General features: G+C 34.1%; 15 protein-coding genes and 1 riboswitch. Of the genes, 6 read left to right on the top strand and 9 right to left on the bottom strand.

Going from position 1 to position 13699, the window contains the following annotated elements; genetic code table 11:
* The first annotated feature begins 79 nt into the window (after nucleotides 1–79).
* The 4 genes from EF514_RS01965 (at nucleotide 80) to EF514_RS01950 (ending at nucleotide 3110) form a co-directional block, all read left to right on the top strand.
* Nucleotides 80–595 (top strand): hypothetical protein, encoded by a 516-nt coding sequence (locus EF514_RS01965; RefSeq protein ID WP_127723282.1) that lies wholly within the window; start codon nucleotides 80–82, stop codon nucleotides 593–595.
* A gap of 13 nt (nucleotides 596–608) precedes the next feature.
* Complete coding sequence (locus EF514_RS01960; RefSeq protein WP_127723280.1) at nucleotides 609–1766, top strand: AI-2E family transporter; 1158 nt, start codon at nucleotides 609–611, stop codon at nucleotides 1764–1766.
* Nucleotides 1767–1827: 61 nt separating this feature from the next.
* Nucleotides 1828–2643 (top strand): 4Fe-4S binding protein, encoded by an 816-nt coding sequence (locus tag EF514_RS01955; RefSeq protein ID WP_127723278.1) that lies wholly within the window; start codon nucleotides 1828–1830, stop codon nucleotides 2641–2643.
* Between the two features lie 11 nt (nucleotides 2644–2654).
* Nucleotides 2655–3110 carry a methylated-DNA--[protein]-cysteine S-methyltransferase gene (locus EF514_RS01950; RefSeq protein ID WP_127723276.1) on the top strand — a complete coding sequence of 152 codons (456 nt, stop codon included), beginning with the start codon at nucleotides 2655–2657 and terminating at the stop codon, nucleotides 3108–3110.
* Nucleotides 3111–3327: 217 nt separating this feature from the next.
* On the opposite strand, the gene EF514_RS01945 is transcribed toward EF514_RS01950, so the two are convergent.
* The 3 genes from EF514_RS01945 to EF514_RS01935 form a co-directional block, all read right to left on the bottom strand.
* Nucleotides 3328–4902 carry a M56 family metallopeptidase gene (locus EF514_RS01945; RefSeq protein ID WP_127723274.1) on the bottom strand — a complete coding sequence of 525 codons (1575 nt, stop codon included), beginning with the start codon at nucleotides 4900–4902 and terminating at the stop codon, nucleotides 3328–3330.
* Nucleotides 4886–5242, bottom strand: a complete 357-nt coding sequence (locus EF514_RS01940; RefSeq protein WP_127723272.1) for a BlaI/MecI/CopY family transcriptional regulator — start codon at nucleotides 5240–5242, stop codon at nucleotides 4886–4888. The genes EF514_RS01945 and EF514_RS01940 overlap by 17 nt, the downstream gene beginning before the upstream one ends.
* Nucleotides 5243–5364: 122 nt before the next feature.
* Nucleotides 5365–6051 carry a radical SAM protein gene (locus EF514_RS01935; protein ID WP_127723270.1) on the bottom strand — a complete coding sequence of 229 codons (687 nt, stop codon included), beginning with the start codon at nucleotides 6049–6051 and terminating at the stop codon, nucleotides 5365–5367.
* Nucleotides 6052–6275: 224 nt separating this feature from the next.
* On the opposite strand from EF514_RS01935, the gene EF514_RS01930 reads away from it, so the two are divergent.
* Both EF514_RS01930 and EF514_RS01925 read left to right on the top strand, forming a co-directional pair.
* On the top strand, nucleotides 6276–6518 hold the full coding sequence (locus tag EF514_RS01930) for a hypothetical protein (RefSeq protein WP_127723268.1): 243 nt from the start codon (nucleotides 6276–6278) through the stop codon (nucleotides 6516–6518).
* 15 nt (nucleotides 6519–6533) lie between these two features.
* Nucleotides 6534–7346, top strand: coding sequence for an alpha/beta fold hydrolase (locus tag EF514_RS01925; RefSeq protein WP_240648984.1), 813 nt, complete (start codon nucleotides 6534–6536; stop codon nucleotides 7344–7346).
* A 28-nt stretch (nucleotides 7347–7374) separates the two neighbouring features.
* Here EF514_RS01925 and thiW read toward each other — a convergent pair whose 3' ends face one another.
* The 6 genes from thiW to ftcD form a co-directional block, all read right to left on the bottom strand.
* On the bottom strand, nucleotides 7375–7926 hold the full coding sequence (gene thiW, locus EF514_RS01920) for an energy coupling factor transporter S component ThiW (protein ID WP_240648983.1): 552 nt from the start codon (nucleotides 7924–7926) through the stop codon (nucleotides 7375–7377).
* A gap of 98 nt (nucleotides 7927–8024) precedes the next feature.
* Nucleotides 8025–8123: riboswitch (TPP riboswitch) on the bottom strand.
* Complete coding sequence (locus EF514_RS01915; protein WP_127723266.1) at nucleotides 8123–8926, bottom strand: histidine racemase CntK family protein; 804 nt, start codon at nucleotides 8924–8926, stop codon at nucleotides 8123–8125. (Overlaps the previous riboswitch by 1 nt.)
* Nucleotides 8927–8929: 3 nt before the next feature.
* The gene (gene glmL / locus EF514_RS01910; RefSeq protein ID WP_127723264.1) at nucleotides 8930–10315 is read right to left on the bottom strand and encodes a methylaspartate mutase accessory protein GlmL; all 1386 of its coding nucleotides are present in this window, start codon (nucleotides 10313–10315) and stop codon (nucleotides 8930–8932) included.
* Nucleotides 10316–10379: 64 nt separating this feature from the next.
* Nucleotides 10380–11006, bottom strand: a complete 627-nt coding sequence (locus tag EF514_RS01905; protein ID WP_127723262.1) for a cyclodeaminase/cyclohydrolase family protein — start codon at nucleotides 11004–11006, stop codon at nucleotides 10380–10382.
* A gap of 9 nt (nucleotides 11007–11015) precedes the next feature.
* Complete coding sequence (locus tag EF514_RS01900; protein WP_127723260.1) at nucleotides 11016–12695, bottom strand: formate--tetrahydrofolate ligase; 1680 nt, start codon at nucleotides 12693–12695, stop codon at nucleotides 11016–11018.
* Nucleotides 12696–12726: 31 nt separating this feature from the next.
* Entirely contained in the window at nucleotides 12727–13620 is an 894-nt protein-coding gene (ftcD, locus tag EF514_RS01895; RefSeq protein ID WP_127723258.1) for a glutamate formimidoyltransferase, read from the bottom strand.
* Nucleotides 13621–13699: the final 79 nt, after the last annotated feature.

The following is a 13699-nucleotide window of genomic DNA, read 5'->3' as shown; positions in this document are numbered from 1 at the left end:
TATAACAGAAAATAGTCTTAATCAATTAGAGCAATTGAAAGATTGGTGGCAATATTGTAAAATTAAACCAGGTGATAATATGAAGGAAATATCAGTATCCTGTGACTATACCATACTTGATAATTTTAAATACGAAATCTATGAAAATTGTGAACTTACAATGACAGCTCACGTTGACTTATACTCTCCTCTTTTAGATTTTTTCAAGAAGGGAAATTTGTATCAATCTAAAATAACAGTTAATGAGGGAAATAGAGAAATAATCTCTATTTTTAAACTTATTCAAGTTCCCATTTCCAATGAGCTTTACACAATTACCATAGGAAAAGAAAACTACTCTCTAAAACAGAGGAAAAGTTATAGAATCCCCGATTTTTATATAGACCTTTCCTCAGGAAATTTATCTCTTAGGGGAATGATTAACATTCAAAGTTTTGAAATTTACTATAACAAGGTAAAATGTGCCTCTATAAGAGGAAAGATAGTTAAGAACAAAAAAGTTTATACTCTTAAATATGAGCATGTAGTTAAAAATTCAAGAGAATTATTTTTAAGTCTACTATTGATAATTGACAATCTATATCACGACTATTAATAAAGGAGTTATTATGAACGATAGTGAAAAAAAGAATTTCTTAAATAAAAATCTTTTAATTACTATGTTGGCAGCCATTTCATTTTACTTTCTACTGTTAAACCTATCAACTGTCTTCTATGTAATAAAAAGAATACTTAATATTATATCTCCATTAATAATTGGAGCCGCACTTGCCTTTGTATTGAAAATTCCCATGAATTTTTTGGAAAATAAACTGTTTTCAAAGGTCAAATCTCAAAAATTTCAAAAGTATAAAAGACCTTTAGCTTTATTTTTATCAATTCTAATAGTGCTTTTTATGCTGCTCTTTTTAATATTTTTATTGGCACCGCAACTAATAAAATCCATTCAAAGTTTAGAGCAGAAATTTCCAATATTTTTTGACCAGCTACTTAATTGGATGAGGTCAATTGAACCTTTAAAAAACTATGCTTTGGAACTAGAAGCTCAACTTTCTCAATTTAGTTGGAATACGATTTTTGAAAATGTAAATAATTTTCTCTTAAGGCAGGATTCCACTTTTTTTACCAACGCTATTAGTACGGCAACTTCACTGATTAGCTCCTTGGCAAATATGTTTGTAGCCTTTATATTTTCTATTTACATATTGGCAAGTAAAGAAACTTTGGGACATCAGGCTAGGCGAATGCTCTATTCACTCTTTAGCAAGAAAAACGGCGACACAATTATTCATATACTTTCCCTGGGACACAAGTTTTTCTACAATACCATAGTAAGTCAGGTAACTGATGCTACAATCCTTGGTATTATGACTTTTGTAACTATGAATATACTCAGACTTCCAAATGCGGCTACAATCTCCATATTAACTGCCTTTCTGGCTTTAATACCCATATTTGGAGCTTTTATAGCAGGAGCTTTGGGAGTTATGCTAATCTTAATTGAATCGCCGACACAAGCTTTAATTTATGTGATTATGGTGGTAATACTTCAACAGATTGAGGGTAATTTAATCTATCCGAAAGTAGTGGGAGATGCCATAGGACTTCCTGCAATGTGGACTATGCTTGGAGTAATAGTAGGAGGCGCTGTATTCGGAATAATAGGAATGTGGCTTTTCGTTCCTCTTTTTGCCGTAATCTACACTTTACTTGGTGAATTTACGGAAAATAAATTAAATCAAAAAAAGCTTTCCATAGAAAAATAAAGCTTTCGTATAATGGAATAAATGAGATAGCTCTGCTATAATAAAATTAAGGGGGGATTTTATGATCAATAGAATTTGTACATTTTACTTTACCGGCACAGACACTACAAAGACAGTAGTGGAGGAATTTGCTAAAGAACTTGGAAAAAAACTTGGAATAGATAACTTTTTCCATTATAATTTCACAACTCCAGAATTTAGAGAAAAGATGCCTAAATTTGGAAAGGGAGACATAGTAATTGGCGGTGTACCTACAATTGCGGGAAGAGTTCCCAATTTATTATTACCTTACTTAAAGACCATTGACGGCGAAGGTGCCCTTGGTGTAAGCATTTCACTTTTTGGAAATAGAAATGTAGATGACTGTTTAGTTGAATTTAGAGATTTAATGGAACAAGGTGGTATTAACGTAATTGCAGGCGGTGCCTTTGTAGGAGAACACTCCTTCTCTGAAATATTGGCAAAGGGTAGACCTGATGCGGAAGATCTTAAAATTGTAAGAGAATTTGCCGATGCCGTTGCAACAAAAATTAAAAATGAAGATTTAAGTAAACCTGAAATGGTAGGAGAAGTACCCTACAGACCTTACTACACTCCTAGAGATAGAAACGGAAATGGAATAGACATTAGAAAAGTAAAACCTAAGACTGATATGGATCTTTGCATTGACTGTAAACTTTGTGCAGAACTTTGCCCTATGGCTGCAATTGACTTTGACGACGTTTCACAAGTACCCGGCATTTGTATGAAGTGTTGTGCTTGTATTAAAAAATGTCCAACAAAGGCAAAGTACTTTGACGATGAAGGTTACTTATACCATGCTCATGAACTTGAAGATATGTATGAGAGAAGAGCTGAGCCTGAGTACTTCGTATAGTAGGAGATATTATGAAATATAGCTATGAAACAAAAATATGCCCTCTTTCCTTTTATGAAGAGGAAGGAAAAATAGTAAAAATAGAATTCGGCCACTGTGAAAAAGACAGTGACTATCTTGAAACACAATTAATTAAAAGTGCCTATGAGGAAATCCTTGAATACATGGATGGAAGACGAAAACACTTCGACTTTCCCTTTGAAATCAGAGGGACGGCCTTTGAGAAAAAAGTCTACAAGGCCCTTTTAAATATTCCCTATGGAGAATTAAAAACCTATAGGGACATAGCTATTGAAATAGGTCACGATAAAGCTTATAGAGCCGTAGGACTTGCAAATCATAAAAACAATTTACCCATTGTAGTTCCCTGCCACAGAGTGGTGGGAAGTGACGGTAAGTTAACAGGATTTGCAGGAGGCCTTAGTGTAAAACAAGCTTTAATTGACTTGGAAAAGGAAAATATTTAAGCCCCGTCTATGACAGGGCTTTTTTAATATCAATTTTGCTAAGTGTATCAAATGACAATCATATTATAACCTCAGATTTTTAAAATTATAAACAAACATTCCGTCTCTATTTTCAAATATTATTTTTCTCTATCATCATAATATAAGCTGGTATGGTACTGTAAATTTAAATTTCTGAAAATTGTACTTTCTTAGCCCTATTTGTTTCACCAGACACTTAATTTATTATAAAGGGTTTGTAGATTTTCTCCTCGCCGCTTTTATTATTTCTAACTCTAACTTCCAGTTCCCTTGGAGGTGAATCTTTGGGAATAAAAGAATATATCACATTGTCTTTTAACTGCACAGACTTTGAATTTTCCCATAAATCATCGGGAGATTTTTCCTTTGTATAAAGTCTCTTTTCCTCCCATGTAAATTCAACTAAATCATTAAATAAATCTTTTTTGACAAACTTTCCCTCTTCAAAAGTTCCCTTGGCAATATCGTAGATATATGCCTTACCTTCTTTAAGATTAAATACCTCGTCTTCAAATACGGGAATATATAGTTTATTTCCGTATTTAGAAGCAAGAACCAAATAATCAGGATTCTCTTCTCTTAATTTTTGCCCCATCTGTCCTAAATAATACATGTTATCCAATGTTCTACGAGGAACTCTATCCATTACTTTAGATTCTTTAAGAGAATAGGCCAACACTCCAAATCCTCCTTTTAAAAGAACTTTATCCTCATCACCATAGATTAAATGCGTATCCACCCATTTTGTACTTGGGTCATCTATCATTTTATCAGTAATATCCGAAAGGGTTACATTTTTAAAAGGCAACTCTTTTTCTTCTTTTGGCGGTGCCGTAGTACAACCCACTAAAATTACCAGAGTAAGTATTAGAGATAAAACAGACTTCCAAACTTTATTACTACGATAATTCATAATATTCCTCACCCTGCCTTTAACATCATTTCCACTGAAATGAATTGCATTAACAGCTTTAAACCTTCTGCCTAGAGAAATATTTAAAAGAGACTGTGAATAATCTGCTCTTATATCCCCTTTTGATTTTCTTAGAACCGCTTCATCACAAGACATTTCCATATCCTTTGTAGAAAGGATGAAGGACAGCCACACAAAAGGATTAAACCAGTGAACACAAAGTGCAATATACCCTAGAAATTTTATAATATTATCTCCTCTTTCTATGTGTACCTGCTCATGAAGTATTATATAATCTCCACTTTCCACTGTGGAAGGAATGTAAACTTTAGGTTTAAAAAGTCCCAATACAAAGGGACTTTCTATTTCATCGGAAATATAAATATTATTCCCTATCCCAATGGAACCTGCTAATCTTCTCTTTAATTTCCATAGAGAATATAGCATTTTCAAAATCATTCCAAATAAAACTATAATCCATATTAAACTTCCCGCAAGTAATAACAACTGCATTGGATTAAAGGAATTTTCTTCTTTAATTTGCAGACTTGCAGGCCTAGTTACAGACTCCACAACATCTGTTTTCTCTGCTACTATTGGAGGCTTTTCATAGACTACCACCCTACTTTCTACATTGCTTACTTCCCTTGGAATTAAACTGAATAAACTACTAAATGTAACAGGCACTAATAGTTGAAATAAAACGGGAGCCCAAAGTATATAGGAAAATATTTTAGGCGATTTTTTAAGCAACAATCTTCCCAATAAAACAATTAAAATTACAAAGGAAGCTGTAAAACTCATACTTAGTACTTTTAAAAATGCGTATTCCAAATTCATATTAAGACCTACTTTCATCTATAAATTTTTGAATTTCCGCTATTTCTCTTTCCGTTAATTTATTTTTAGATGTAAAGGCAGTAAGAAACTTAGGAAGTGAACCTTCAAAAGTTTCCTCTATAAACTGTTCACTTTGATTAGCTTTAAATTCTTCTTTACTGATTAAAGCGGAAACCACACTTTTTTCATTTTTAAATATTCCCTTTTCAATTAACCTTTTCAACATAGTGTAGGTAGTAGATTTTTTCCAATTAAATTCACTTTGACAGAGCTTAACTAATTCTCCCGAGCCCACCGGTTCATTTTCCCAAATAAGTTCCGCAAACCTCATTTCCATTTCGCCTATTTTATAATCCATATATAAACCTCCCTTTTAGTCTAATATTAGTAGACCTAATTAAAGTCTAATGCTAGTAGACCATTTTGTCAATAGTTATTTAATTAAAAAAGCTTACCACTTTAAAAGTGACAAGCTTAAATTTAACCTACGCCAAAATCCGTATTTTCAAAAAGGATTTCAATTCGAGGGTCATCCTTTAGATAATAATATTTTTCACTAAACCATTTAACTAATTCTTCATCTCGTTTTATTTCAGTACCGTTATTTATAAATATGTTAACAGTGGCTCTTTTAAAGTGCTTTTGCACTATATCCATATCTCTGTCAATCATTTCCCTGGTCTGTCCCTTAATTCCCACCATAATACAGGGAGAATCAAAATACTTCTCCACATCACTATAATCATTAAAAACTGCACCTTTTTTTAAAACCTTATTTCTAAAGTCATTGTCAAAGGTTTCAATTCCCGTTTTAAAAAATACAGGTACTTTGAAATAATTTCTAATTTCCTCAAGTCGGTTTTTATAAAGGTAATGAGCTTCAAATACCAATTCCTCAATTCCCTTTTCCCTTACCACTTCCCTAATAGTTTCCATAGTGTGCTCAGTAAGTTCAAATACAGAAGCTGAATCTATTACCTCAAGTCGTTTGTAAATTCCTGTAACTCTTTTTAAGACTTCATCATTTAAGGCATTTATCTCCTCTTCATCTGTGGAGTTATCTAAAATATAATCACAAAAAGTACATTTCCCCCAACTACAGGGTTTCGCCTTTAAAAGCACTATTTCCCTAGGAAATTTTTCTTTAATTATTGAATATCTCTCCATTTTTATCTCTTTTCTATAAAAATTACCCACTACTATGATAGCATAAAACCACTAATATATTTAACAAATATTTTCTATGAAGTATAATTAAGTAAGGCTAACAAATAGATTATATGAAAAAAGTAATACACATTAATATTTAAATACCTATTCATTAATCCGAAACAAATGGTAATTCAATAAAAATTACCGATAAAAATTCCCCTAAAAGCTTTAAGAGCATTATGACAAAAGCTAAAATTATTTGGATGAGTGAAGTTTACCTTGAAAATATCGGCGAACTCCAGATTAACATTGATGATAATTATATATTTTCCATAGATTCAAGCGATTATTGGGAATACAATTATTATTACAATTATTTTTATTCTAAAAAAGGCGAAACCAAGTATCATTACTTTAAAACAAAGACGAATTTACTTGAGAAAATATTAAATATTCCTGAAATTAAAAATTTTAAAAAATAGTTAAGGAGAATTAAATTGTTAAATGCAAAGAATAGTAGTCTCAAACTTTCAGAAGGACATATGGATTATATTTCCTTCGGCAAGGGAAGTGAAGTTTTAATAATACTTCCCGGTTTAGGCGACGGATTTATTACTGTTAAAGGTATGGCTCTTCCCCTTGCCCTTACTTATAGAAACTATGCTAAAAGATTTAAAGTTTATATTTTTAGCAGAAAGTCTCCTTTAAAAGATGGTTATACTACAAGAGATATGGCAGAAGACCAAGCTGAGGCCATGAAGATTTTAAATATTACTAAGGCAAATATTATGGGAATTTCTCAAGGCGGAATGATTGCACAATACCTTGCTATTGACTACCCTCAATTACTTAAGATATTAATATTAGCTGTTACTCTTTCAAAACAAAATGAAACTGTAAAACAAGTAGTTAGTAATTGGATGGAAATGGCAGAAGCAGAAAACTATATGGATATAGTAATTGACACTTCGGAAAAGTCCTATTCGGAAAATTATCTTAGAAAAATACGACCTTTCTATCCCCTTTTAGGCAGATTTAAAAAGCCAAAAGACTTCAACAGATTTTTAGTTCAAGCTAATTCCTGTTTAAATCACAATTCCCATAATGAACTACATAGGATAAGCTGTCCCACTTTAATTATAGGCGGAGGACAGGACAAAATTTTAGGAAGCAATTCTTCCTTTGAAATAGCTAAAAAAGTTAATAATAACGAACTTTTTATCTATGATAATCTCGGTCATGGTGCCTATGAAGAAGCAAGGGATTTTAATAAAAGAGTTATTAATTTCCTATTAAAATCCAAAATTTAAATTCTTCACCTTTATAATCTCTATAACTTTAGAGATTATTTTTTTCACTATAGGTGCCCAGTTTCCTTTGAATATCTTCAAGTAAATTTCTCTTCTTTAATGCTACTAGAAATAACAATCCCAGCCCTCCGCCTATTAGCGTTCCCATTATAAAAGAAGGCAAATAAGTTAGCCATACTACTTCATGAGCTCCGTAAATATACTTCATAACAGGCCAAGAGGCTATTGCCCCTATTATGCCAGTTCCAATCATTTCTCCGATTGTTGCTGCTATAAGTTTTCCTGTCCTCCTATAAAAAATTCCTGAAAGAACCGCTCCGAAAATTCCTCCTGTTACGGCAAGTAAATTTACTCCCAGTAACATCATTCTAAGTAGGGCGATTAAAAATGCACAGACCAGAGAATACCAAGGCCCTAAAAGAACTGAGCATATAACGTTTATAAAGTGTTGCATTGGAGCCATGCCGGGTACTCTTAAAATTGGAGACAGTACAAATCCCAAAGCAATTAGTAAACTTGCCACAGTTAATCTACGATTTTTAATTTTATTTCCCATTGAATTTAAATTATCTTTACTCATTTTAACCTCCATTATTTTATAAACTTTTAATAAAAAAATACCCACTTAGATTTAACTAAGCAGGTTTAAAAATAAGCGGATTATGTTTAACACAACCCGCTTTAACTAAAGTTCTTTCCTACGCCAGCATTATCTGTACAGGTTCAAGGGTTTGACTTTTTGTCATCTCAGCCTTTACAGCACCCCAAATATTTTATTATAGTTTTATTGTTACTTTTTCAACGTCGGATAGCTCTACATATCCTCCAATGGAAAATACAAAATCTCCCTCTTCATCTCTTCTTCCCGTAGCTACTATACTTCCCTTCGGCTGTTTAATTTCCTGTTCAAAGGTTTCTTCCTTGGAATTTAAAGTAAGGTAAGTTGCCGTTGCAACTGTTCCCGAACCGCAAGAGCCTTCTCTGATTAAAGTATCTGAACCCTTTACATATACATAGGGAACCATTTCAAAGGTGTCTTTATTTAAAAATAAAACTCCATAGGCCTCTTCTTCAAATTTTTGCTGAATTTTTTCCAAAGCAGCTTTGACAAACTTTTCATCTTCTTCTCTATTATCAATTATGGTGTGAACTATCCCCTCAAGTTCAATTACTTTATAGTCAGTTCCTTCAAGCTCTATTTCTGAAACAGCTTTAGCTTTTGGTATTTCCACAGAGGCAGTGGATTTTTCCTTGTCCACCTTTACAGTTATAGGACCCTTTACTCCACTTACATAAACCTCTATTTCACCTTCGCCTTGAAAGTCTTCAAAGCTTGCAGCATATAAGCCGTAACTTCTAGTTGCATTACCGCAAAATTCAGAACCCATCATATCCATTCTCAAAGGCGGTCCATCATAACTTGGACTAATAAAACCCACTTGCTCAATACTGGAATCTATTTGCTCCATAATCGCATTTGCATAGGCAGCTCTTTGATTGGGATCTACCGGCCAAACTACAAAGCCCGTAATATTTCCAGCCGGATCGGCCTTTACAAAGTCAAATGTTCTCTCTTTCATATGTCAACCTACTTTCTTTAAATACTTCTTCATTATCCTAATAGCCTCATCAGGTCTCACTGTACCTAAAATACCCATTGCGGAAAGAATATATTCAATATCCACATAATAATTCGGATTTTCGGGAGAAAGTGTGTAAGGTCTGTCTTCATTGTAGTTAGTGCAGCTTAAAATATTTTCAGGTGTTTTTGAGTGCACTATTACACCTCCCGTGCCAATTACTGTCTTTAAATCTCTAAGGTCCTTTCCGCTTTGATAGTAAATATACCTTGTATAGGAATATTCCTTCCTCATATGTCCCACATGTCTGTCAGTTGCAAACTCAACGGCACATTTTGCCAAGGCCTCGTCAAATTTAAATTCCGAAGGTGTCTTAGGAACCATCATTATATCTTGACTTCTTCTAATACATTCGCCTTTTATGTCATAATCCTCATCAAGATTTGCCTTTATTTTCTCTTCGCCCACTGATTCATACAGGCTTAAAGCTGAATACCTCATCCCTAAGTCGCCTTCAACTGTTCTCTTGGCAAAGGGTTCCTGTAAACCTTCAAATCTCACATTTTCTTCTATTGAACTTCCCTTTCCAACAGAATGAATGTCAGTAGTTGCTCCTCCCACATCAACAACCATTAAATCTCCAAGACCTTCTTCTGTTTCTGTACCTAGAGATAAAAGTTCAGCCCCCTTTAAAACTGCTCCGGGAGTGGGCATAATTACGCCGTCAATAAAACCCTCTATGGTATTAATACCTCTGGCAAGAGCAATTTTTTCCATAAATATCTTTCTAATACACTCACGTGCAGGTTCGGCATTTAAGGTATTTACCTTGGGCATTACATTTTCAGTAATTACATAGTCCATTTTATTTTCATCAAACAACCTAGCTATTTCTTCATTTACTGCACTGTTTCCCGCCACTACAATTGGAATCTCTCTTTTAAGTTGTGTAAGTTTTCTTGCATTGTGACTTATATATACCTTGTTGCCATTTTCCGTTCCCCCTGATAGAAGAATTATATCGCAATTTAAGCTTTCCATTTCTTCAATGTCCTCATCAGACAATTCCAAACTATAGGTCTTTAAAATTCGAGCACCTGCTCCCAAAGCTGCACGTTTTGCCGCCTCAGCAGTCAAGTCCTTGGCCAGACCCACTGCCACCATTTTAAGACCACCTGCCGCGGAGGAACAGGCCAAGGTTTTTTCAAACTTTATATCCCTTGGAAGTTTTTCTTTTATTTTTTCAAGTCCTTGGTAAAAACCGTCCATTAAACCCGTTTGAACTGTAGTTATGACCTTTTCTCTGGCAACTATTTCCTCTGCTTCCACATCTACACAAGTGAGTTTTGTATAAGTACTTCCGAAATCTAATAGTAAGTAAGCTTTCATTTCATATCTCCAAAATAAATATTGTCAAAATAATTAAGGGACTTGATACCAAGTCCCTAACAAATTATTCAATCATTGATTCAACAGTCTTTAAAATTTTATCCGCTCTTTCATCAACTGTTGCTAGAGCTTCGCTCATTTGATTTTTTAAATCAGCTACATAAGCTTCATCTTTTATTGAACCTAAGTTGATTTTAACATTGTAAAATGCTCCAGTAACTGCAAGTTTAATATTTAATACTCCAACTCCCACGTCAGTAATTGCATTTGGGTTTCCCTTTTCTGCAAGAACTTCAGCAATATCTAAAAGCTCAATTGTCTTAAGTCCTACTGATAGTGGAACGTTAGCTGCATTTTTATATTCTTCTTGAATTTTTGCGCTTCTTGCAGCTTTTTCCTCATCTGTTTCCTTTGGCATTTTAAATGCTTTCATAACACCGTTAAATGAGTTAGCATCTCTATCTATATCTTCTACAAAGTCTTCTTCATATTTTTTACATTTTTTTGCTATCTCAGCCATTTCTTCATGAAGTTCTTCGTATTTTTTACTTTTAACAGTTAAATTTGCAACCATTCCAAGTAAAGCTGCCGCTTGAGCTGCTCCAAGCGCTGATACTGAACCGCCACCTGGTGCCGGTGAATCAGAAGCTGTTTCAGCTACAAAATCCTTTACACTTAAATCCTTTAACATATTTCCTCCTTAGAATAATCCTGTCATATGTCCATCTGCATCAACATCCATGTTATTAGCAGCTGGTACTTTTGGAAGTCCCGGCATAATCATAATGTTAGATGTTTGACATACTATAAAACCTGCTCCTGCAGAAACTCTTACGTCCTGGATTGTAATTTCAAATCCTTCCGGCGCTCCTACTGATTTTGGATCATCTGAGAAAGAGAATTGTGTCTTAGCCATACAAATCGGCATCTTATCCAATCCCAATTCTTCCAACTTCTTAATTTGTCTTCTAGCAGCTGGAGTAATTGTAACCTTTCCACCTCTGTAGATTTCTTTAACTATAGTATTTAATTTTCCTTCTATAGTATCTTCTACATCGTAAATTGGTTTGTAATTGCTCTTTTGAGTTTCAATTAAGTTTACAACTTTGTTAGCAAGGTCAATTGCACCTTCGCCACCCTTAGCCCAAACTTCACATAGAGAAACTTCTACGCCGTACTCTTCACATTTTTCAATTAATTTATTAACTTCTGCATCAGTATCTTGAGCAAATCTGTTAACTGCTACAACTACTGGCATACCGAATTTTTTAAGGTTTTCAATGTGTCTTCCAAGGTTTGCAAATCCTGCTTCAAGAGCTTCTACATTTTCCTCTTTAAGGTCAGTCTTAGCAACTCCACCGTGCATCTTAAGTGCTTTAATAGTAGCAACTATAACTACTGCATCAGGATTTAAACCGCCAAGTCTACATTTGATATCAAGGAATTTTTCAGCTCCAAGGTCAGCACCGAATCCTGCCTCAGTTACTAGGTAATCTCCCATTTTTAAACCTAATTTAGTAGCTACTAATGAGTTACATCCGTGAGCTATATTAGCAAATGGTCCACCGTGAATTAAAGCCGGAGTATGCTCTAAAGTTTGAACTAAGTTAGGTTTAATAGCATCTTTAAGAAGCATTGCCATTGCACCTTGTGCATTTAAATCTCCTGCTGTTACTGGCTCACCGTCTAAATTATAAGCAACTATCATTCTAGCAAGTCTAGCTTTTAAGTCTTCCAGGTCATGAGATAGACAAAGAGCTGCCATAATTTCAGATGCAACTGTAATCATAAAGTGGTCTTCTCTTACGAAACCTTCAGCTTTTCCACCAAGACCGATTACTATATTTCTTAAACTTCTATCGTTCATGTCAAGAACTCTCTTCCAAGTAATGTTTCTTGAGTCAATTCTCAATTCATTTCCTTGGTGAATATGGTTGTCTACTAATGCTGCAAGTAAGTTGTTAGCAGCTGTCATAGCGTGTAGGTCACCTGTGAAGTGAAGGTTTATATCTTCCATAGGAACTACTTGTGAATAACCGCCACCTGCAGCTCCACCCTTAACTCCGAAAACCGGTCCTAGAGATGGCTCTCTAAGAGCAACTATTGAATTTTTACCAATTTTATTTAAACCTTGAGTAAGTCCAATTGATACAGTTGACTTTCCTTCTCCAGCTGGTGTTGGAGTTATAGCTGTAACAAGTACCAATTTTCCATCTTCATTTTTACTTAATCTTTCAATTGCATCAAAGGAAATTTTCGCCTTATACTTACCGTAATTTTCTATTTCATCTTCATGTAAGCCACATTTTTTAGCAATTTCAACTATGGGCTCCATCTCAACTTCATTAGCTATTTCAATATCAGTTTTAAACTCTGCCATTTCTTTTCTCCTTATTCCTTATAATTTTTTATTATTCACCGATTAACAGTGTTTCTAATACTTGGTCGTATTCGAAGTTTTCAATTTGCATATAGTATTGAGCTGAGTCAATTAATGCTTGTAGCGGAATTAAACCGATTAATTCAGTTCCATACACAGATACACCATATCTTTGAGCTTCAAACTTAATCATTTCAAGAGCTTGGTAAACAGCAGTTTTTTCAAAGTTTACTAAGTTCATAGATACTTGTACTTGATTTCTTTCTTCAAGAGGTAGGCCTATTGCCTTTACAAATCTTAATCCTCCGCCAACGTGACGAACTTTTTTAGCTATTGCATCAGCTATTTCAACTTTATCAGTATTTAAGTTAACGTTAAAAGCTACTAAGTGGAATCTCGCACTAACTCCAGTTACACCACTTTTTGCATTCATTTCTTGTGGACCGTAATCTGGTTTCCACTCTGCTTCTTTAATCTTTTCAAAGAATCCTTCATATTGTCCTTTTCTAACTTTCGCAAGGTTCTTTCTTTCAGGAGTAGTAGCAGCATCTTCATATAGATATACAGGAATTCCTAATTCTCCAACAGCTTTACCAACTCTATTAGCATACTCTACACAATCTTCAGTTGTAACATCTTTTACAGGTACGAAAGGGATAACGTCCACTGCTCCCATTCTTGGGTGTCCACCTTCATGTTTAGTCATATCAATAACTTCTTGAGCTACTTTAACTGACTCAACAACAGCGTCAATAATCGCATCAGGATCACCTATTAACTCAACAACAGTTCTGTTGTGGTCCTTGTCCGGTTGATAGTCAATTAACTTAACTCCTTCTTTAGCTCTAAAACACTCAACTATTTTGTCAATTTTATCAAGGTCTCTACCTTCTGAATAATTTGGGATACACATTACTTTTTTCATTGTTCTTTTACCTCCTAAATACTATGTACTACTTCCTCTTGTAAGAAGAATATCAAAGCTCTATCTATTAAACGTCTAA

This window comes from Anaerosphaera multitolerans, assembly GCF_004006535.1.
Classification (GTDB): domain Bacteria; phylum Bacillota; class Clostridia; order Tissierellales; family Peptoniphilaceae; genus Anaerosphaera; species Anaerosphaera multitolerans.
This window is presented reverse-complemented; position numbering and strand designations above follow the sequence as displayed.